Origin of the sequence: Bradyrhizobium lablabi (assembly GCF_018129385.1) — a bacterium.
GTDB lineage: Bacteria > Pseudomonadota > Alphaproteobacteria > Rhizobiales > Xanthobacteraceae > Bradyrhizobium > Bradyrhizobium lablabi_C.
The window spans coordinates 130,781-150,670 of the sequence record NZ_JAFCLN010000009.1; the positions used below are offsets into that span (position 1 = coordinate 130,781).

General features: G+C 64.5%; 20 protein-coding genes and 1 riboswitch. Of the genes, 8 read left to right on the top strand and 12 right to left on the bottom strand.

Features of this window, described 5'->3' with window-relative positions; genetic code table 11:
* The first annotated feature begins 43 nt into the window (after positions 1-43).
* A complete protein-coding gene (locus JQ628_RS18690) occupies positions 44-1,315 on the top strand; it encodes an MFS transporter (RefSeq protein WP_212224373.1) in 1,272 nt (423 codons plus the stop codon).
* A gap of 120 nt (positions 1,316-1,435) precedes the next feature.
* Here JQ628_RS18690 and JQ628_RS18695 read toward each other — a convergent pair whose 3' ends face one another.
* Complete coding sequence (locus tag JQ628_RS18695) at positions 1,436-3,175, bottom strand: N-acyl-D-amino-acid deacylase family protein (RefSeq protein ID WP_212224375.1); 1,740 nt, start codon at positions 3,173-3,175, stop codon at positions 1,436-1,438.
* A 241-nt stretch (positions 3,176-3,416) separates the two neighbouring features.
* Between JQ628_RS18695 and JQ628_RS18700 the strand changes: the two genes are divergently transcribed.
* Together JQ628_RS18700 and JQ628_RS18705 are read left to right on the top strand one after the other, a co-directional pair.
* Positions 3,417-3,638 (top strand): hypothetical protein, encoded by a 222-nt coding sequence (locus JQ628_RS18700; protein WP_212224377.1) that lies wholly within the window; start codon positions 3,417-3,419, stop codon positions 3,636-3,638.
* A 330-nt stretch (positions 3,639-3,968) separates the two neighbouring features.
* On the top strand, positions 3,969-4,421 hold the full coding sequence (locus JQ628_RS18705) for a hypothetical protein (RefSeq protein WP_212224378.1): 453 nt from the start codon (positions 3,969-3,971) through the stop codon (positions 4,419-4,421).
* Positions 4,422-4,449: 28 nt separating this feature from the next.
* Here the strand turns inward: JQ628_RS18705 and JQ628_RS18710 are convergent, their stop codons facing one another.
* A complete protein-coding gene (locus tag JQ628_RS18710) occupies positions 4,450-5,691 on the bottom strand; it encodes an MFS transporter (RefSeq protein ID WP_212224379.1) in 1,242 nt (413 codons plus the stop codon).
* A 203-nt stretch (positions 5,692-5,894) separates the two neighbouring features.
* Here JQ628_RS18710 and JQ628_RS18715 point away from each other — a divergent pair, with 203 nt between their 5' ends.
* Positions 5,895-6,311, top strand: a complete 417-nt coding sequence (locus JQ628_RS18715) for a hypothetical protein (protein ID WP_212224380.1) — start codon at positions 5,895-5,897, stop codon at positions 6,309-6,311.
* Between the two features lie 16 nt (positions 6,312-6,327).
* Positions 6,328-7,572, top strand: coding sequence for an ATP-grasp domain-containing protein (locus tag JQ628_RS18720; RefSeq protein WP_212224381.1), 1,245 nt, complete (start codon positions 6,328-6,330; stop codon positions 7,570-7,572).
* A gap of 76 nt (positions 7,573-7,648) precedes the next feature.
* On the opposite strand, the gene JQ628_RS18725 is transcribed toward JQ628_RS18720, so the two are convergent.
* The 4 genes from JQ628_RS18725 to JQ628_RS18740 form a co-directional block, all read right to left on the bottom strand.
* Positions 7,649-7,858, bottom strand: coding sequence for a hypothetical protein (locus JQ628_RS18725; RefSeq protein WP_212224382.1), 210 nt, complete (start codon positions 7,856-7,858; stop codon positions 7,649-7,651).
* A gap of 29 nt (positions 7,859-7,887) precedes the next feature.
* Positions 7,888-8,049, bottom strand: coding sequence for a hypothetical protein (locus JQ628_RS18730; protein WP_212224383.1), 162 nt, complete (start codon positions 8,047-8,049; stop codon positions 7,888-7,890).
* A 98-nt stretch (positions 8,050-8,147) separates the two neighbouring features.
* Entirely contained in the window at positions 8,148-9,152 is a 1,005-nt protein-coding gene (locus JQ628_RS18735) for a DUF6925 family protein (protein ID WP_212224384.1), read from the bottom strand.
* A gap of 126 nt (positions 9,153-9,278) precedes the next feature.
* Entirely contained in the window at positions 9,279-11,555 is a 2,277-nt protein-coding gene (locus JQ628_RS18740; RefSeq protein WP_212224385.1) for a TonB-dependent receptor, read from the bottom strand.
* 114 nt (positions 11,556-11,669) lie between these two features.
* A riboswitch (cobalamin riboswitch) is annotated at positions 11,670-11,868 on the bottom strand.
* A gap of 117 nt (positions 11,869-11,985) precedes the next feature.
* On the opposite strand from JQ628_RS18740, the gene JQ628_RS18745 reads away from it, so the two are divergent.
* From JQ628_RS18745 to JQ628_RS18755, 3 genes are read left to right on the top strand one after another with little or no spacing between them, the layout of a single operon-like run.
* Positions 11,986-13,029, top strand: coding sequence for a FecCD family ABC transporter permease (locus tag JQ628_RS18745; protein WP_212224386.1), 1,044 nt, complete (start codon positions 11,986-11,988; stop codon positions 13,027-13,029).
* Positions 13,026-13,802: an ABC transporter ATP-binding protein gene (locus JQ628_RS18750; RefSeq protein ID WP_212224387.1), complete on the top strand. Its 777-nt coding sequence runs from the start codon at positions 13,026-13,028 to the stop codon at positions 13,800-13,802. The genes JQ628_RS18745 and JQ628_RS18750 overlap by 4 nt, the downstream gene beginning before the upstream one ends.
* Entirely contained in the window at positions 13,799-14,623 is an 825-nt protein-coding gene (locus tag JQ628_RS18755) for an ABC transporter substrate-binding protein (RefSeq protein ID WP_212224388.1), read from the top strand. The genes JQ628_RS18750 and JQ628_RS18755 overlap by 4 nt, the downstream gene beginning before the upstream one ends.
* Before the next feature lie 137 nt (positions 14,624-14,760).
* Here the strand turns inward: JQ628_RS18755 and JQ628_RS18760 are convergent, their stop codons facing one another.
* The 6 genes from JQ628_RS18760 to soxZ all read right to left on the bottom strand — a co-directional run bounded on the left by JQ628_RS18760 (position 14,761) and on the right by soxZ (position 19,882).
* Positions 14,761-15,801, bottom strand: coding sequence for an MBL fold metallo-hydrolase (locus tag JQ628_RS18760; RefSeq protein ID WP_212224389.1), 1,041 nt, complete (start codon positions 15,799-15,801; stop codon positions 14,761-14,763).
* Positions 15,802-16,068: 267 nt separating this feature from the next.
* Positions 16,069-16,524, bottom strand: a complete 456-nt coding sequence (locus JQ628_RS18765; RefSeq protein WP_212224390.1) for a hypothetical protein — start codon at positions 16,522-16,524, stop codon at positions 16,069-16,071.
* Positions 16,521-18,269, bottom strand: coding sequence for a thiosulfohydrolase SoxB (gene soxB / locus JQ628_RS18770; RefSeq protein WP_212224392.1), 1,749 nt, complete (start codon positions 18,267-18,269; stop codon positions 16,521-16,523). Before soxB ends, JQ628_RS18765 begins: the two co-directional genes overlap by 4 nt.
* A 136-nt stretch (positions 18,270-18,405) precedes the next feature.
* Positions 18,406-18,708, bottom strand: a complete 303-nt coding sequence (locus tag JQ628_RS18775; protein WP_212224527.1) for a hypothetical protein — start codon at positions 18,706-18,708, stop codon at positions 18,406-18,408.
* Positions 18,709-18,710: 2 nt separating this feature from the next.
* Positions 18,711-19,574, bottom strand: a complete 864-nt coding sequence (gene soxA, locus JQ628_RS18780; RefSeq protein WP_433996144.1) for a sulfur oxidation c-type cytochrome SoxA — start codon at positions 19,572-19,574, stop codon at positions 18,711-18,713.
* Entirely contained in the window at positions 19,571-19,882 is a 312-nt protein-coding gene (gene soxZ, locus JQ628_RS18785; protein ID WP_212224394.1) for a thiosulfate oxidation carrier complex protein SoxZ, read from the bottom strand. Before soxZ ends, soxA begins: the two co-directional genes overlap by 4 nt.
* Positions 19,883-19,890 lie beyond the last annotated feature (8 nt).

Consider the following 19,890-nt stretch of genomic DNA (forward strand, 5'->3'; position numbering starts at 1 on the left):
AGGCCGATCTCAAGAGGCCGAAAAAGACGACGGGGAGACTGACATGACCGCGCAACCGGTGCCGAAAGGCGCCTGGAAAATCACCTTCCTCCTGTTCCTGTTCATGCTGGTCAATTTTGCCGACAAGATCGTGGTCGGGCTCGCCGGCGTGCCGATCATGAACGATCTCAAGCTCGATGCCGAACAGTTCGGCACGCTCGGCTCCTCGTTCTTCCTGCTGTTCTCGATCTCGGCCATCATCGTCGGCTTCATCGTCAACAGCGTTCCGACGCGCTGGGTGCTGCTGATCATGGCGGTCATCTGGTCGCTGGCTCAGTTTCCGATGGTCGGCACCGTCAGCTTCACGACGCTATTGATCTGCCGCATCATCCTCGGCGCCGGCGAGGGCCCGGCGTTCTCGGTCGCGGCGCACGCGATCTACAAATGGTTTCCCGACGAAAAGCGCACGCTGCCGACGGCGATCCTGTCGCAAGGCTCTGCGTTCGGCGTGATCCTCGCGGTGCCGGCGCTGAACTGGATCATCGTCAATTATTCCTGGCACCATGCTTTCGGCGCGCTCGGCGTTGTCGGGCTGCTGTGGGTCGTCGCCTGGCTGCTGCTCGGCAAGGAAGGCCCGCTGGTCTCGACCGTGGCGGAAGCTGCGAACGAGCCGCGCATTCCCTATTTCCAGTTGCTCACCTCGCGCACCTTCATCGGCTGCGTGGCCGCAACCTTCGGCGCTTATTGGGCGCTGTCGCTGGGGCTGACCTGGTTCACGCCGTTCATCGTGCAGGGACTCGGCTTCTCGCAAAAAGATGCGGGGTGGGTTTCGGTGCTGCCCTGGGTGTTCGGCGCCACCATCGTGCTGCTGTCGGGCTGGATCTCGCAGGTGATGCTGACGCGCGGCTACACCACCCGCGGCGCGCGCGGCGTGCTCGGCGCGGCGCCGCTGGTGCTCGGCGGCTGCATCCTCGCCGTGCTGCCGCATGTCAACGGCGCGGGGCTACAGATCGCATTTCTGGTGGTCGGCTCTGGCCTGTGCGGCTCTATCTACGTGATGTGCCCGCCGATGATCGGCGAGTTCACGCCGGTGTCGCAGCGCGGCGCCGTGATCGCGATCTATGGCGCGCTCTATACGCTGGCCGGCATCATCGCGCCGCTGGTGATGGGCGCCGTGATCAAGCATGCCACGACGCCGCTCGAGGGCTATATGACCGGCTTCACCATCAACGCGGTGATCATGGCGGCTTCGGGATTGCTGGGGCTGCTGTTGCTGTGGCCGAACACGGAACGCGCGCGGCTGGCGGCGTCGGCGCAGCAGCCGAAATTTGCGTGAGGGTGGCATGGGGCCTCGTGGTTCGAGACGCGCGGCGTTGCCGCGCTCCTCACCATGAGGGACTAAGACCCTCATCCTGAGGAGCGGCGCTTGCGCCGCGTCTCGAAGGATGCAGGCCCGTTAGCCCGCCGCCGCGCCAAATTGCCGTTCGCCCTGCGCGCCGCGCACGAGGCGGCCCGGCCTGGCGCCGGTGGCCTGACCGCCGCGCCGCGTGACGACACCGGAGATGATGGTGGCGTCGTAGCCGTCGACCTGCTGCATCAGGCGGCGGCCGCCGACCGGCAGATCGTAGTGCACCTTTGGCGGATGCAAATGCAGGCGGTCGTAATCGATCACGTTGACGTCGGCCTTGAAGCCCGGGGCGATCACGCCGCGATCGTAGAGGCCGACCGAGAGCGCGGTCTTGCGCGACTGCACCGCGACCACGAACGGGATCGACAGTTTTTCGCCGCGTTTGCGGTCGCGCGTCCAGTGCGTCAGCAGATAGGTCGGAAAACTGGCGTCGCAGATGATGCCGCAATGCGCGCCGCCGTCGGAAAGGCCCGGCACGGAATTCGGATCAGTCAGCATTTCGCGCGTAGCATCGAGATTGCCGTCGGCATAATTGAGGAACGGCACATAGAGCATGCCGCGGCCCTCGTCCGAGAGCATGGCGTCATAGGCGAGCTCTTCCGGCTTCCGGCCCTGGCGGCGCGCTTGCGCGCCGAGCGCGTTCTCCGGCGGTTGCTCGTAGTCCGGGGGATTACCGAGCAGGTACATCTTGTCGTAGTTCGGCCGGAAGAACAGCGGATCGTCGGTCGCGTGCGGCTCTTCGGCCAGGATCGCGGCGCGCACTTCGGGCTGACGCAATTTGGCGAGGCGCTCGGCCAGCGGCAGCGTTGCGATGGCGCGGTAGCTCGGATGGGTCTGGAAGGGATTGCGCGACAGTTCGAGGCCGAGCAGCAGCCCGACCGGGCGCGCGGCGATCTGCGCGGTGATCGACAGTCCGCGCGCGCTTGCCGCGTTGATCTCGTCCAGCGTCTGGCGCCAGCGCCGCGGCGCGCGGTCGTTCTGGGTGATCGAGAACGAGATCGGGCATCTGGTGTTCTCGGCGACCCGCAGCATCATCGGCAGGTCTTCGTGGATGGTGGAAAGATCCAGCACGAATTGCAGCACGCTGCGGCCCTGGCCGTGCATCGCCGCGGCGATCGCGGTCAGCTCATCCTCGCCGGCCTTCAGCGTCGGCGTGAAATCGCCGGTCGAGGTGCGGTGGTTGAGCGTGCGCGAGGTCGAGAAGCCGAGCGCGCCGGCGCGCACCGCCTCGCCCGCGAGCTGCGCCATCGCCTTGTTGTCGTCAGCCGTGGAGGGATCACGGCGCGCACCGCGCTCGCCCATCACATAGACGCGCAGCGCCGCATGCGGCAGTTGCGCGCCGATGTCCATGTCGAAATTCCGCTTCGACAACCAGTTCATGTAATCCGGAAAACTCTCCCATTCCCAAGGAATGCCGGCGCTCAGGACCGGCTCGGGAATATCCTCGACGCCTTCCATCAATTCGATCAGCCGGCGGTGATCGGAAGGCCTGCACGGCGCGAAGCCGACGCCGCAATTGCCCATGATCGCGGTGGTGACTCCGTTCTGCGAGGAGGGCGTGATGTCCTGGCTCCAGGTGACCTGCCCGTCATAATGGGTGTGCACGTCGACAAAGCCGGGCGTGACCAGCTTGCCTTTGGCGTCGATCTCTTCCTTGCCCTTTGCCGAGACTTTTCCGACCTCGCTGATGCGGCCGCCGGTGATGGCGACATCGGCCTCATAGAGGTCGCCGCCCTTGCCATCGGCAATATTGCCGCCGCGGATCACGAGGTCTGGACTGTCGGTCATGGCGTCTCATCCCGGGTGGTAATTTTGTTGCCGGTATCATGAGGCATGGCCGCGCACCGTCAACGTCCGGGAATGAGGTTCTGGGATGCGTTCGGCCCTTGAGGGTCGGTTCGGCGCTGCCAACCTTCCGTCAACAGACGACGCCGGGGTGGCCATTTTTCCGCCCTGACAGGAACAAACCCCTCAACAAATCTAAAATCAGCGGCGCGGCAATAATGGACGATAACCAGGGGAAAGCGTCATGTTGCCCGATGAATGTTCTGTCTACTATCCCGAAGAGCTGTCCTTGTTCGGAACGATCCTGGATGAGGTGATGCAGGCGCTGCCCGCGAATTTGCGGACGGCTTACAATCGCACGGCGCTTGCCATGAACATCCTGGCCTGTGCTTCCACGGGTGAGCGGGATCCGGAAGAGCTCCGGCGGGCGGCGCTGATGGATTCGAAGGTCCGCGCCGCGGCGTGACCTGCCGTGTGAGACATTTTCGCCACTGCGACGACCTCTCGTGCGCCGATCTCGGAATCGCCGCAGGGTTGCTGCGCGTCTGCCGCCGTTCGGTCAAAACCGGATGAGCCCATCGGAGACGATGGGGATGAAACGCCAATAGAGGTAGCCATGCTTTACTCACAAAGCCCGCCGCTTGCGGATAATACCCAGGAAAATTCACCCAAAAATTCGCCCCGCGGATTTTCGCACGGCCATGAGGACCGCAGCGAACCGCGGTTCGGCCGGCGGTCCACGACCGCGTCGATCCATCCGCTGCCTCCGCCACGCCCCCGGTCGATCGGCAGGCGAATGTTTCGTGCGGTGACCCGCTTCGCGATTGCGGTTCTGATCGGCGTCGGCGCCACGCTTGGCTGGCAGGCCTACGGCGATACGGCGAGGGAGACGCTCGCGGCGCGCGCGCCGGAGCTGGCCTGGTTGGCGCCCGCTGCCAGGCCAAAGCCGGTCGCCGCAGCCCCTGCGATTCCGACCGTGCAGCTTGAACCGCTGGCGTCCAGTCTTGAGATCGTGCGGCGCAGCGTCGAACAGCTCGCCTTCAACCAGGAACAGATGGCCAAGAACATCGCGGCGCTACAGGCGATCGACGAGGATATCAGGCAGAAGGTGTCGTCGCCGCCGCCCGCTCCGGTTCAGCCCGCGGCCGCGGTTGCGCCGCAGCCCAAACCCGCGCCGCCAAAGCCATCGGCATCCTCGGCGCCCCGTCCTTCGCCTGCACCAGGGCCGGTCTCGCTCGCGCCACGCTGAAGTGCGCTCGGAGACGGCGTTCGATGCGTCAGCCCTGATCGAGCTGCCTGGCGTCAGGCGCGGCTGCGGCAGTGCGCGGCTTGCGGTCCGTCACCAGCGCCAGCAGCACGGTCAGCAGCATGAAGGCGACGGAAGCGCCGAACACCCAGTGCGGCATGTGCTGGTCCATGATCCAACCGAACAGCAGCGGCGCCAGAATGCCGGAAAAATTGAAGCCGGTGGAGACGATGCCGAAGGCGCGGCCGGCTGCGCCGGGCGGCGCGGCATCGCGCACCAGCATGTCGCGCGAGGGCGCGATCAGACCGCTGAGGAATCCGGCTGATGTCATCAACGCGGTCAGCAGCACCGGGGGCAGCGTGAAGATCGCGATGACGAGAATGAGGCCGGCATTGATCGCAAAGCAGGCCGCGGCGACCTGGCCATGGCGCTGGGTGCGGTCGGCGAGAAAACCACCGGCCAGCACGCCGATCGCGCTGGCGCCGAGAAAGGCCGTCAGCGCCATGTTGGCGGTGGCGAATGGCACGCCATAGCCGCTCATCAGCGCAACCACGCCAAAATTGCTGATGCCGGCGTTGGAGAGGCCGAGCAGCATGAAGAAGATCGTCAGCATGATGATGGCAGGCGTGATGATGTTCTGCTTCTGCGCAGCCGCACCGCCCGCATGGCGATCGGCCTTGCTGGCATCCGGCAGGCTCATCGCCACCATCAGCAACGCCACGATCGGCCCGAGCGCACCTGCCACCATCAGCGCGCCGAGGCCGCCGATGGTCGCGACCAGGCCTGCGATGATCGCGGGCGCCACCGCGCCGCCGAGGAAGCCCGCAAAGGTGTGCACCGAGAACGCGCGGCCCATCCGCGCCTCGTCCATATGGGTCGACAGGATCGCGTAATCGGCGGGGTGATAGACGCTGTTGGCAAGACCGAGCAGCGCCGCGCAGAGGATGAGCGAATTGTAGGACAGATTCAGGCCGAGCAGGATCAGCGACAAGCCGCCCAGACAAAGGCCCGCGAGCAGCACCTTGCGCGCGCCGATATGGTCGGCGAGATAGCCGATCGGCGCCTGAGTCAGGGCCGAGACCAGGCCGAACACCGTCAGCGCAAAGCCGAGCTCGATATAGCCGACGCCGAGCTGTTGCTTCAGGAACGGCAACAGCATCGGCAGCGTGAAGATGTGGAAATGGCTCAGCCAGTGCGCGACCGAAACCGCCGTCAGCGTGCGGATCGCGCCATCGGCTTTCGCGTGTTGCGGCGTGGCCAGTACGTCGACCATATCTGATTGAAAACCCGGTTGAAAACCGCCCGGCAGGGCCCTCGAAACGAGGCCGAAACTATCGGCCAGAGGGGTTATTTGTCCATGAACGGCGCTGCATGGCTGCCTCCTTTTTGGCCCCTCGGAGCTGGGAGACCCCCTTGGGGGCGGGCCATGGCAAAGTCTGTTAGATTACAAGAGATACGCGGAAGACAGGAACAGCGGTGACAAATTCCTTCGAGATGAATCTGGCTCGACTGCAAAATATTAACATGTCGGTTGCGGCCGACGATATTCCTGACGCACACGGAACCGCGTCAGTGATCGTGTCATTTGCGGACGGTACGACACTGAAAACTGCGTATTGGCGATTGATTCAGGACGGGCGTGTCGTGCTGAGCAGCTTTGATCATCAACAGAAGTACGGACTCCCCGCGCCAATCAACGCGAAAGAACAGGTATCCCGCCTGCTGAAAAGAAAAGTGTGCAGCCACGTGCGATTTGATCGTGAAACGGCGGACTTGATCCTAATCTTCAGCGAAACGACAAGGTTCGAAGTTTTCAGCTTCACTGGTTATGAAATCTGGACGATCCTGTTTCCCGACGGCACGGGCCAATATTCAAACCACGCTCTCGGGTGATCAGGTTTGGAGCCACATGATCGATCCCGCACAACAGCTCCGCATCCTGATCCCCGAGGGTTCGTCGACCTCGGGCCGTGAGGCTGTCACCATTTTGGGGCTGGCGGGCCATCATGTGGAGGTCTGCGATCCCTCGCCATGGTGCCTGGCGCGCTACTCGCGCTTCGTCCGCAAATTTCACCGCTGTCCGGGCTTGCGGACCGATCCCGCCGGATTCCTCGCCTTTGTCGAGGGCCTGATCGCGAGCGGGCGCTTCGACGTGCTGCTGCCGACGCATGAGCAGGGATTTTTGTTTGCGCGGGTGCAGGAGCGCCTTGCCGGAAAGATCGCGTTCGCGCTGCCGTCGTTCGAGAGCTATCGCATGGCGCACAGCAAGGCGGGTTTCAGCCGCCTGCTTGATCGCCTCGACCTGCCGCAGCCGCCGACCAGGATTTTGAAATCGCAGAGCGAACCGCGCGGTGCGACGCGCTTTCCGGCGGTGGTGAAGACGTCGGTCGGCACCGCCAGCCGCGGCATCCGCTTCGTGCACAATGAGAGCGAGCTGGCGAGCGCGCTGCACGAGTTGGAAGCCGGCGGCGGGTTTGCGGACGAGGTGCTGGTGCAGGACATGATCGCGGGCACCACCGAAAAGGCGCAGTCGGTGTTTTGCCGCGGCCGGCTGCTCGGCTTCCATGCGTTTCGGCAGGTCGCGCCCGGCATCGGCGGCGGCGAGGCGATCAAGGAGAGCGTGCGCCGGCCCGTGGTGCGCGGCGATCTGGAAAAGCTCGGCGCCGAGCTTGGCTGGCACGGCGGATTGTCCGTCGACTACATCATGCCGGATGACGGCACGGCGCCGCTCTTGATCGACTGCAACCCGCGGCTGGTCGAGCCGTTCAACGCCTTTGTTTCCGGCGTCGATCTCGTCACGCTGCTGCTGCGGGTGTCGCTCGGCGAGGAGCCGGAGGCGTTGCCGGAAGGGCGCGAGCGTGTGCTCACGCATCTTTCGATGCAGGCACTGCTGGGGTTCGCCTCGCGCGGCGGATCGCGGCGCGCGGTCGCGCGGGAGTTTGGGCGGCTGCTGGATCATAGCGGGCCCTATGCGGGGAGTGTCGAAGAGCTGACGCCGCTCTCGCACGATTGGTACAGTGCTGTGCCGTTGGGGACGACGTTTGCCTTGATGCTGGCATCGCCCGCGGCAGCAACGAAACTGGCGCGCGGCGGGTTTGGCGCGCATCTGCTGGATTTGAAGAGTATTCGCGAGATTGAGAGTTGGGATCCGTAGGGTGGGCTAGCCGAAGGCGTAACCCGCCATTCTTCTTCCAAAGCGGTGGGTTACGCTTCGCTAACCCACCCTACGATTATCCACCACCGCCCGACACATCGAACGCGCCGAGCTTGTATTCCTCCTGCGGGCCCGCGGAGAACGTCGGGATCAGCGTGAACGCGGCGTCGGGAAATTTTTGCCAGATCGCAAGATCATCCGCGGTGACGATCACGAAGCCGAACCTGAACATGTAGCGGCCGGGTTCGGTCACCTTTCCCACTTGCGCCCAGCTCACCTTCTGCATGCCCGTTGCCCCGGCGACTAGAGGTTCAGCTACAACGGCTCGTCGTCATTGCCGTAGCGGTCGCGCTTCGGCGAAACGAAGTCGCCGTCCTCGTAGTCGTCATCGTCGGCCCGCTTCGGCGGCGACGGCTTCTTCAGCTTGTCGTCCTCGCTCTTCGGAGGTTCGCTCTTCTTCCTGCCAATCCAACCCATCCTGGTCTCCTCGCGCCCCTCCCATCTTCGTTTGAGCATGATCCGGAAAACCGGTGCCCGCTTTGCACTAGCGGGGCCCTGCGGGTCCGGATCATGCCCTAGCCGTGCTGGAGGGCCTCGTCGTCATTGTCGTCGATAATACCTTGATCGAGGTGTGCAAGCCATGCGCTCAGGGCCGACGACGTCTGTCCCTCAGCCTTCATTTGCCGCAACGCGATGCGGATTCCGGTGCGGCGGTGACGATCTACCGCCGTGCCCGGCGGCGGCTCGCCGGCGGCCACCGCTTCCAATGCGCGCTGCTTGATCGCGACAATTTCGGGATCGCCGCATAATGCCATCACCTGCTGGAAGGCGACATGACGGCCCGGATCGAACGGGTGCGGCTCGCCCAACCCGTTGCGCGCGGGATGGGGTGGATAGATATGCGCGCAGGGAATCCAGCCCGTCGGAATCGGCTCGGTCGCCGGATGCGTCCGGCCGCTCCTGAGCAGTTTTGGCAGCACATGGGTGTGCGGGCCGTCCGGGCTCTTGCCTGACGGCGGCGGGATCGGCTGATAGACCTCGATGCGGCCAATGCGGCTGATGAAAACGCGATGCGGATTGGCGTGCAGGATGATGCCCATCGCGGGATTGCCGGGCTCGAACACCGGGCGGCCGGCATGCGCACGCAATTGCGCGGCGGTTTCCTCGTTGTCGATGCGGACACAGAAATCGGCTTGCAACGCGTCAAGGCCGAGATCGAACAGCAGCCCGTCACGGTCTTCTTCGCGCAGCGCGTCGCGATCCGGCCCGATCTCGGTCAGCGCCGAGCGGCGGCTCATCGCGCAAGCATCTTGCGGCAGGCACAGCGCGACCCGCTGACTCCATCCGGTCTTGGTGATGCCCTCGGAGGCGAACGGGCGGATCGCCGCATCGGGCCGGATCGCGATGCCGCCGCGCCCGGTGACCGCGGAGAGGACGTTTGCCGTCATGCTTAACCGCGCCGGCTCATCCTCATCGCGCGAGAATTCGGCGATCGCCCCGAACGTGCCGAGGCTCCATTGCGTGTCGGGATCGGCCATCGCCTGCCGCAACAGCGCAAGCGTCGCTGCGGCCGGCGTCATGGCCGCGGCTCTCCGCAGGACGCGCAAGGCATAAAAAGGCGTTCTCCCGGCATGGTGCCGGAAGAATACCGTTTGGATGGACGGGAACAAGCCGGTCCGAAGGGCTTTCGGGCCGGCTGTCCCGAGCTAGAACGTCACGCCCGCCTTCAACAGATAGCTGCGGCCCGGCAGCGGATAGGCCGAGAAGCGGCCCGGCGTGAAGGAGCTCTGGATCGCATAGTCGTAATAGAGCGCATCGAGCAGATTGTTGACGGCGAACGACCAGAAGAAGTTCTGGTAGGCGCCGCTCAGCTTGAGATCGATGGTGGCATTCGCCGGGATTGTGCTGCGCTGATTGGCCTGGTCGTTGTCCATGAAGCGGGAGCTCCAGGCCCGCAGCGTGCCGTCCAGCACCAGATAGTTCTGCCAGATGTTCCAGGTGACGCCGGCGCTGCCGGTGTAGCGGGAGACCAGCGGCACGTCGCTGCCGGCGAACGGTCCTTCGCGGAAGACCGCGCGGGTGTAGGCCATGCCGCTGCGGAAGGTGACGGTATCGCTGACGCGCAGCGACGAACTGGCCTCCGCGCCGTAGCGGCGGGTCGGGTCGAGGTTGACGTTGAAGAACAGCGCCGGAATGAAATGGATCTCGTTCTCGAGGTCCATGTTGTAGATGCTGGCCTGCGCCTGGAAGCGGTTGGTCTTGACGCGGAAGCCGCCCTCGACATCCCAGGAAGTCTGCGTCTTCAGCCTGAAGTCGCCGGGGATCGGATTAAAGAATTCGTCGAACGCCGGACCCGAGGCCACTCGTTCCTCGACGTTCGGCGTGCGGAACGCGTGTGCGGCGCGGCCGAACACCGAGAACACGTCGGTGAAGCGATGCTCGATGCCGACATGCAGCGCGTAGTTGGTTTCGCTCTGGTCGAGCGGAAGGGCCTGGGCGCCGCAATTGAAGAAACTGACACAGCCGGGCGCGAAGGGATCGTAGCGATCCCGGGCGTTCAGCCAGGTATTTTGAATCCTGCCGCCGTAGGCGAAGTCGGTCGTCGGCAACAGGCCGATCGTCTGCTGCCAGTATCCGGCCAGCGATTGTTGCGACAGATTGTAGACATGGTCCGGGACAAAACCCTTGAATGCCCCGCGGCTCTGGTCGAAGTCCGCGCTGTAATAATCGATGCCGGTCAGAATTTGCGACGGCAGACCGAAGATCACATTCTTGACGCTCAGGCGCGGGGTGATCGACCAGGTCGTCAGGTCGGCGTCGACATAGGTCGAGGCAAAGCTCGGCAGCGGGTCGGTGCCGAAGAATGCGCCCTGGCTCTTCTTGTTGCGCACGCCGCCATCGACGATCAGGTCGACGCCCTCGATGATGGTCTTGGTGAAGCCGGCTGTGGCGCTCTTGCCCTGCTGGTTGCCGTAATCGAACGGGGTTGCGGCGCCCCTGCGATTGGTGGCGAGCTCATTGAGCCCGATGTTCGGATCGACCAGCCGTCCGCCCGGAAAGCCGAGTTTCTGATCGTCGCCGGTGACGGTGAGGAACGCCTTCAGATCATGCGTCGTGTAGTTGAGGTTGCCGACGCCGCTCCGCTGGTCGAGCGCGTTGTTCTGGCGATAGCCGTCGGACTTGATGGCATAGCCGTAGAACGAGGTCGACCACGGCCCTTGATTGGTGGACACCGAGAGATTGCCGAGCCGCGTGTTGAACGAGCCGACGCCGGCCTCGGCGCGGATCGCGGCCGGCGGGCCGCCGACGCCGTTCTTCAGCACGATGTTGATGACGCCGCCCACCGCGTTATCGCCATAGAGCACCGCGCCGCTGTTGCCGCGGGTGATCTCGATGCGCTCGATCGAAGGCAGCGGAATGGTCGACAGATCGACCTGCGCCATGTCGACGTCGTTGAGCCGGCGGCCGTTGATCAGGATCAGCGTGTTCGACGTCGCAAAAGCACCGAAGCCGCGCAGGTCGACCGAAGTCTTGGCCCCGTTGGCCGGGACGCCATACAGCGTGGTGAGCTGCACGCCGGGCACCTGGCCGAGAATGTCGGGCAGATTGTTCGACGGCGAATGGGCGATGTCTGCGGCGGTGATCACGGTCGAGGACGCGCCGACGATGCCGTTGAACTGGCGGCCGCCGCCGCCGGTGCCACTGCCGTCGCCGGTCCCTGCGCCGGTGCTTACTCCGTCGGCGGTTCCGGTGCCGGCGCCGCGCGAAGGCCGCGCGGTTCGTGCCGGGCGCGTCGCGCCGCCGCCGTCGCTGTCCAGCGGCCTGGCGCGGGTCTTGTTCTGATCGGTGGGCGGGCTGACCTCGACCGGTGGCAGGGTCGTCGGCGGTGTTTGCGCCCAGGCGATCGGACTACTGAGCGCGAGAATGGAGGTGGCTAGCAGAAACGGGCGGCGCCGCTTTGCGGGTTTTGATGTGGCAGACATGGTTCGGGCCTCGGCATGACGTCAGTGGCACGTCACAGCGAACCAGGGCCCACCATCGCTTTGTCAAAAGCTCCGGCGAAGCTAATGTCTGTACTCCCCGACCGACATCTTCGCGTGTGACCACGGTTGACGGCAGGTCTCCTGGCTCGCGGGTCGCTACCCTTCACCGCCTTCCCGGGACCGAGATTCCCAGTGGCATATGGCGAAGGATTCGCCGCTTACAGTTGCGGGGGCAGCCGCGGCATTGGGGCTAACGCCCCGCACCGCATTCCCTTTTGATCCCAATCAAGGAACCGTCACGATCATCTAAGAAGGGTGGCGGAACCGGAGTCAATGCGGGTACGCCTTTTGTTCGGGCTTGCTTGTGCCCGGCCCCATTCATTGCCATGAGATTCTTCGATGAAGCGACTTTCCTGCAACAGGATGATCGATGAGCGTTGAGAGCGTGATGCCGGCGGCCGACATCGCCGCGCGCCGCCGCCTCGGCGTGACCGCCGCCATGGCCGCGCTCGTCGTGCTGCTAGCGCTGGTCTCGCTCGGGATCGGGCCGGTGCGGCTGTCGCCGCTCGCGGTGACGGAGGCGCTGTTCGGCGGCGGCAGCGACGTGTCGCAGGTGATCGTGCGCGAGATCCGCCTGCCGCGGACGATTTTGGGGCTGGCGATCGGCGCGATCCTGGGACTATCGGGCGCGGCGTTGCAGGGGCTGCTGCGCAATCCGCTGGCCTCGCCCTCGCTGTTCGGTGCGCCGCAATCGGCGGCGTTCGGCGCGGTGGTGGTGATCGCGTTCGGCCTTGCCGATGTGCGCTCCTACGCGCTGCCGGTCGCGGCGATCGCGGCGGCCTTCGGCTCGGTATTCGTGCTGCTGTCGATTGCCGGACGCAATGCGGGCTTGCTGATCCTGATTCTGTCTGGGCTGGCGATCTCGAGCTTTGCGGGAGCGGCGACCGCGCTGGTGATGAACCTATCGCAAAATCCGTTCGTGGTGCTGGAGATCGCGTTCTGGCTGCTCGGCTCGCTCGAGGACCGCAGCTTTCAGCACGTGGCGCTGGCGCTGCCGTTCATCGTGCTGGGCGCGATTATTCTTTTCAGTCAGCGCAGCGCATTTCGCGCGCTCAGCCTTGGCGAGGAGACCGCGCAGAGCCTCGGCGTCGATGTCGCCCGGCTGCGGCTCGCGGTGATCCTCGGCGTCGCGCTCGGCGTCGGCGGCGCGGTGGCGGTGACCGGCACCATCGGCTTCATTGGCCTCGTCGCGCCGCATCTGATGCGGCCGCTGATCGGACACGATCCGGCGCGGCTGTTGATCCCGAGTGCGCTGGCGGGTAGCGCACTATTACTCGCCGCCGATATCGCGGTGCGCATCATCCCATCGACATCAGATATCAAGGTCGGCGTGCTGACCTCGATCATCGGCGTGCCGTTCTTCCTCTATCTGATCATGCGCGAACGCCGCGCACTCGGCGGAGGCGTGATATGACGATGCTCACGGCGAAAAATCTGAACGTGGCGTTGGGTGGCCGCATTGTGCTCAGCGATGTCTCGCTGTCGCTGTCCTCGGGTCATCTGGTTGCGCTGGTTGGGCCGAATGGCGCCGGCAAGACCACGCTGCTGCGCGCGCTCGCGGGCCTCATTCCGTCCGAAGGCGCGATCCAGGTCGGCGGCGAAGCGCTGTCGTCGCTGCCGCTGCGCGAGCGGGCAAAACGCTTTGCCTATCTGCCGCAGGGTCACATCGTGCACTGGCCGCTGCCGGCGCGCGACATCGTCGCGCTCGGTCGCTATCCGCATGGCGTCACCGATCCGGCGCGCTTGTCGCCCAGGGATGCCGAGGTGGTGCTGCGCGCCATGCTGGCGACCGACGTGGTGGCGTTTTCGGATCGCCTCGTCACCCAACTCTCCGGCGGTGAACGCAGCCGCGTTGCGCTGGCCCGCGTGCTCGCGGTGGAGGCGCCGGTGATCCTGGCGGACGAGCCGACGGCTTCGCTCGACCCGCGGCACCAACTCGACGTCATGAAGAATCTGCGCGCCGCCGCCGATGGCGACGTGCTGGTGATCGTGGTGACGCATGACCTTGGCCTTGCCGCGCGCTTTGCCGACCATGTGCTGGTGCTCTCGGACGGGCAGCTGGCCTCGCAGGGCGCTCCTGCGGAGGCGCTGTCGGAAGAGGTGATGGCAAACGTATTCCGCATCAGCGCCTATCGCGCGGAGTACCAGCGCGAGGCTGTCATCGTGCCGTGGACGGAAAGCCGATGAGACGGGCGCTGCTTGCCATCGTCACGTTGGCGCTGACCGCCGGTGCATCGCAAGCGGCGGCACCGCGCATCGTGTCGATGAACATCTGTACCGACCAGAACCTGCTGGCGCTGGCGGACCCTGCGCAGGTTATCGGCTTGAGCCGCTTTGCGCGTGATGGGCGTCTGGGCTGGGTCGAAGGCGCGCGAAAATTCCCGATCCTGTCTGGCGGCGCCGAGGACATCCTGGTGCTGAAGCCCGATGTCGTCACCGCAAGCCAGTTCGACAAGCGATCGACCCGCGAGATTCTCAAGGCCAACGGCGTCAACCTGATCGAACTGCCGGTGCCGCGCACGCTTGCCGAGGTGCGCGATCAGATCCGCGAGATGGGCAATATCGCGGGACATCCCGAGCGCGCCACCGCCGAAATCGCCCGGCTCGATGCGGCGATTGCGGAAGCGCGCAAGGCGGCGGGCGGCAAGCATTTTCGCGTGCTGCCGGTCTCGCGCCGCGGCTGGGTGCCGGGCCGCGACAGTTTTGTCGGCGCGATCCTGGCCGAGGCGGGGCTGGCGAATGCGGCCGGCGAGCTCGGCGTCGATTTTGGCGGCTTTGCCTCGCTGGAGCAGATCGTGCAGCTCCAGCCGGATTTCCTGGTGGTCTCCGATGCCGGCGAGCGCGCCGAGGACGACGGCAGCGCGTTTTTGCTGCACCCGGCGCTGGAGCGGTTCTATCCGCGCGACAAGCGCATCGTGATCCCGGGACGGATGACGGAATGCGGCGGCGTGCTGCTGGCCGATGCGCTGGAGGCGCTGACGAGGGAGTTGAGGCGGGTGGTGAAGTAAACTCCGTCGTCGTCCCTGCGAACGCAGGGACCCATAACCACTGGCGGCGATTGTTGAAGCGAAGCCGTCAACCATCCTGCTCTAACAACAGCGCCGCGGCGTATGGGTCCCTGCGTTCGCAGGGACGACGGGATTGCTTACCCCTGCACCACCGGCCCGCCGGCCTTTTTCCAGGCGTCGATGCCGCCTTCAATATGGACAGTGTTGGCAAGCCCCGCTTCCTTGGCGGCCCGCACCGCCATCGCGGAGCGCTCGCCGAAGGCGCAGAAGAACACGACGCGGCGGCCGGTGGCGGCGGCGACTTCGCGCAGCATGCCGCCGGGGCGCAGACTTTCGTCGATGCTTGGATAAGGCGCATGCAGCGCGCCGGAGAGCATGCCGTGCTTGATGCGCTCGCCGCTCTCGCGCAGGTCGACCAGCAGAATGTCGGGGCGGCCGAGGCTTGCGATCGCATCGCGCGCGCTCAGGGCAAGGCCTTCCTTGGCGAGTTCGTCCTGATGCAGGCCGACATGCATGTTGGCCGGGATCACCACGTCCATCAGCTTTGGATTCGGCAGGTTGAGCTTGCCCATCAGCTCGACGTAATCGTCGACCGATTTCACCTGTAGCCGCGGATTGAAGCGCTTCTCCTCGCCGATGGTGGAGACGGTGTCGCCCTTGTAGTCATGGGCTGGGAAGACCATGGTCTCATCCGGGAGCTTCAGCAGCCGGTTGAAGATCGAATCGTATTGCGCGCGGGCGCTGCCGTTCTGGAAATCGGTGCGGCCGGTGCCGCGGATCAACAGCGTATCGCCGGTGAAGACGCGGTCGCCCATCAGGTAGCTGTAGGAATCGTCGGTGTGGCCGGGCGTGTACATCACGTCGAGCGCAAGGCCTTCGATCGTCACCCGGTCGCCGTCGGAGACGCGCATCGAGACCACGTCGGCCTTGCTCTGCTCGCCCATGATGGTGATGCAGTGGGTGCGGTCGCGCAGTTCACCGAGGCCGGTGACGTGGTCGGCATGCAGATGCGTATCCACCGCCTTGACCAGTTTCAGATCGAGCTCGCGCAGCAACTGGCAATAGCGGTCGGCCTTTTCCAGCACGGGATCGAGGATCAGCGCCTCGCCGCCGGCCCGGCTCGCCAGCAGATAGGAATAGGTGCCGGAGACGCTGTCGAATAGCTGACGGAAGATCATGGCAGGATTTGCTTCCTGATGAAGTATCAGGGCAATAATATTCTATTCCGACCGTGTTCTCAAACCTTTCCTTCTCACGCTAAGGTGCGTTCTGTCGCGTCGTTGCGCCGCTTTTCGCGAGCGGACCTCTCGATTTCGAGATTGCGAGGAGCCAAGCGACGAAGCATCCAGCTTTCTTGCTGCGGCAAAGCTGGATTGCTTCGCGGAGCCTGTCATCGGGCGCGCATTCGCGCGACCCGTTGGCTCGCAATGACGGGCGTGGCGGGGTTACGGCTTCACCAGCGTATAGCCGTTTTCGGTCAGATGCAGGATTTGCGCGACGCCAACCTGCACCGGCGTTGCCACGGACAAAAATTCCGGGCGCTTGCCGGTGTCGCGCTCGATCGTGTCGACGGTGTTGAGGCAGATGTCGACGCGCACGCCCTGGGCCACGATGCTTTCGACCGCCTTGCGGTTCGGGTTATCGGGCTTGAGCAAATCGATGCCGGGGCCGAAGGCCACCACCTCGATCGCCACCTTGTCCGGGTCGTAGTATTTCATCAGATTATTGGCGACCGAGATCACGAGGCCCTGCTTTTTCGGGTCGTTGTCGGAAAGCTGTAGCACGATCTTGTGCTCGGCAAACGGCTTGTCCTGAAGCGGGATCTGCTGGGCCGCGGCGAGCGAGGGCATCAGCAGCAGCGCTGCGATCGCGGCGCGCGGATGTGCGAGAAGGTGGCTCATCCCTGTCCTGCGATGCCCGGATTGTCGTCGACGCCCTTGATGGTGACGCCCGACGGCTGACGGTTCGGCGGCTTGCCCGAGCGCAGATGCTTTGCGACCACGTCCCACACCGGAGCGCCGGTCTGCTCGTTGACCGATGCCCATCCCGCCACCTTGTAGTGCTTGCCCGCTTCGAGCCTGTGACCGCTTTCCAGTTTCAGGTCGGAGATGCGGTGGCCGACGCTCTCGGCCGGCGCGCAGGTGTAGAGCAGCCCGCCGGTGCGAACCATGTCGCCGCCCTGCTGGTAATAGGGATCAGCATTGAAGAGGTTGTCGCAGACATCTTCGAGGATGTCCTTGATCTGGCCGCCGGTCATGCGCTGCACATAGGTGGCGGGATAGGTGACGGCGGTCTGCGCCAACACATCTTCCATCGTCAGCGGCTGGCCGGCGAGCGCGGTGGTGCCCCAGCGAAAGCCCGGCGACAGCGCGATCTCGGCGTCGAGCTCTTCGCGGAGCGCGTCGCAAATCAACAGGTCCATGGTGCCGCTGAAATTGCCGCGGCGGTAGAGCAGGCGGTCGGCGGTGCCGATCTTCTCGCTCCAGGCCATTGCCTGCGCGCCGCGCGTCTTGTCGATCTGCGCCGCCATCGCGGCATCCGGCTTCAATAGCTCCGAAAATACCGGCAGCAGGCGGTAGCGCACATCGGCAACCTTGCCTTTGGATAGATCAAGGTCGAGCACGCCAAGGAATTTCCCGTTCGAGCCGGCATTGGTGACGAGCGTAACGCCGCCCGCATTTCTTACTGCGATCGGTTGCGGCACGGCGTCATGGGTGTGGCCGCCCAGGATCACGTCGATGCCGGTGACGCGGCTGGCGAGCTTGAGGTCGACATCCATGCCGTTATGCGACAGCAGGATCACCGCATCGACCTTGTCCTTGCCGCGCAGTCCATCGACCAGCTTTTGCAATTCTTCGTCGCGGATGCCGAACTTCCAGTCCGGCGTGAAACGCTTGGGGTGCGCGATCGGCACATAGGGAAAGGCTTGGCCGATCACGGCGATGCGGTAGCCGCCGATCTCCTTGATGATGTTGGGCTTGAAGACGCGGCCCGACGCCGGATCGAACGCCTTGGCATCGTTGAAGGCGGCTTCTTCCGTGAGGAACACGTTCTGCGCCAGGAACTCGCCCTTGAAGCGGGCGAGGTTGTCGCGCAGCGCCTTCTCGCCATAGGTGAATTCCCAATGGCCGGTCATCGCCTCGATGCCGAGCAAATTGGCGGCTTCCACCATGTCGGCGCCCTGCATCTCGTTGGAAAGGCCGGTGCCCTGCCAGAGATCACCGCCATCGAGCAGCATCGAGCGATTGATGCCGACGTCGCCGCGCAGCCGGTCGATCAGGGTCTTCAGATGCGCGAAGCCGCCGAGCTTGCCGAAACGGCCCGCCGCCTTTTCGAATTCCAGGCAGGTGAAGGCGTAGGCATCGGCGCTGTCGGGGCGTATGCCAAAGCGGTCGAGAAAGGCTTTGCCGACCAGATGCGGCGGATTGCCTGCCATCGCGCCGATGCCGAGATTGACGCTGGGCTCGCGGAAGAACACCGGCCTGAGCTGCGCATGGGTGTCCGTGATGTGCAGGATGCGCGCGTCGCCGAACCGTTCGATGTCGTAGACGCTGGCGTTGTCGGCGCCGCGGGCGAGGCGCGGGAACCCAGCCGATAGGGTAGCGGCGCCTGTAGCCTTGAGAAAATCCCTGCGCCGGATGGTCATGTGTTGTCTTCTGAGCGAACGAAACAGGCCATTATGTTTGAGTATGACTTTGTCGGAAAACCGGTTGCCACCCCGCGCCAGATGCGGGGCAGGCTTTCCCGCGACAAACGCGAAGCGTTTGCGCGAAGATCATGCTCTAGCGTATTTCCATGTCCTTCCAGAGTTCTTTCTCTGATTTCGCCTGGTAGATCGAGGCCTTTGCCAACTCTTCGGCTTCCCTGGCCGCGTCCACCGCCTTGTCGAAGTCGCCGGCGTCGGCCGCCTTCTTCGAAGCCGCAAGCATTGACGCTGTCGTGGTCCATTGGTTCCTCAGCGCGCCGGCCTCCTTGTTGGCGGCGTCTGCTGCGGCGTAGGCGGCCTTGTAGTCGGCTTCGGATGCCGCGAGCGCAACAGCCGTGCCGGCGAGCAGGAACAGTGCCGTGAGCACGATTCTATGCATGCTCATGGCCGCGCTCCCGGGCCGGAGATCGGCAGGCCGTTGGCGACATAGGAGAGGTAGTACTCGACATTGCGGTATTCGTCGTCCTGCGGGGTCAGCGGCACGCCGCGCGTCTGGCTGTTGCAGGTGACGAAGCGGCGGCTGGTGGTGCCCATGCTGTTCCATTCCGAACGGTAGATCGGCATCGCATTCATGATGCCGAGCGCGGGCGCCAGCACCTCGGTGCGCACGCGCTCGCCCGGGCTCTGCACGTGGCAGGTAGAGCAGGCAAAATTGAGCTGGCCGCGGCGGGTGTAGAAATATTCCTTGCCCATTTGATACGCCTCCAGCGCGCGCGGATCGTCCGGGATCTTGATGTCCATCGGCTTGCCGCGCGAGGTGAAGGCCATATAGGCCGTGAGCGCCGCCATCTCGTCGCGCACATAGTTGTAGGGTGCCTCGCCATTGGCCTCGCGGCATTGGTTGAGCGCCAGCTCGAGCGTGACGACCTTGCCCTGCTTCTCGTCGAAGAGAGGATAGTTCTGGCGGATGCCGATGCCCTTGTTCGGGAAACAGTCCTCATAGGTCTTGCCGTTCTTGAACGGCTTTGTGAACATCTCCTTGCCGAGATCGACGGCGAATTCGTAAGGCGGGAATTCTTCCTTCTCGACCCATTGCTTGTGCAGGCCCTCGTCCATCGAATAGGGCCCGTTGACGAAATCTTCCGGCTTCAGTTTTGGAAATTTTTCGTAGAAGAATTTTTTGAACGCCTTGGCGTCGGCAACGGGATCGATCTTGTCGGCGGCGAGCGCGGGCAGCGAAACAGCCAGCGCAGCCAGCGCCAGCGCGGAAAAGCCAAAGCGGATGGCGGCGCGCAATGTCATCATCCGATCTTCGCCGTGGTCTGGTCGCTGGCGCCCTTGTTGTCGGACCAGCTCACTTTCAGTTCGTCGCCTTTCTTGCCGCCCTTGAACGAGAACTTGATGTAGGGATCTTTCGAGATGCCCCCGCCCCAATCGGCGGCGAACACCGTCTTGCCGTCAAGCTCGAAGGTCAGCTTTTGGATGAAGTGCGGCGGAATGATCTCGCCCTTGGAATCCTTGACGAAGCCGGAATCCATCGGGTGCTGGATCAGCGCCTGCACTTCGGTGATGTCGTCCTTTGAGGTGGCGCGCACGCGAATGGTCGATGCCATCTTGCGAT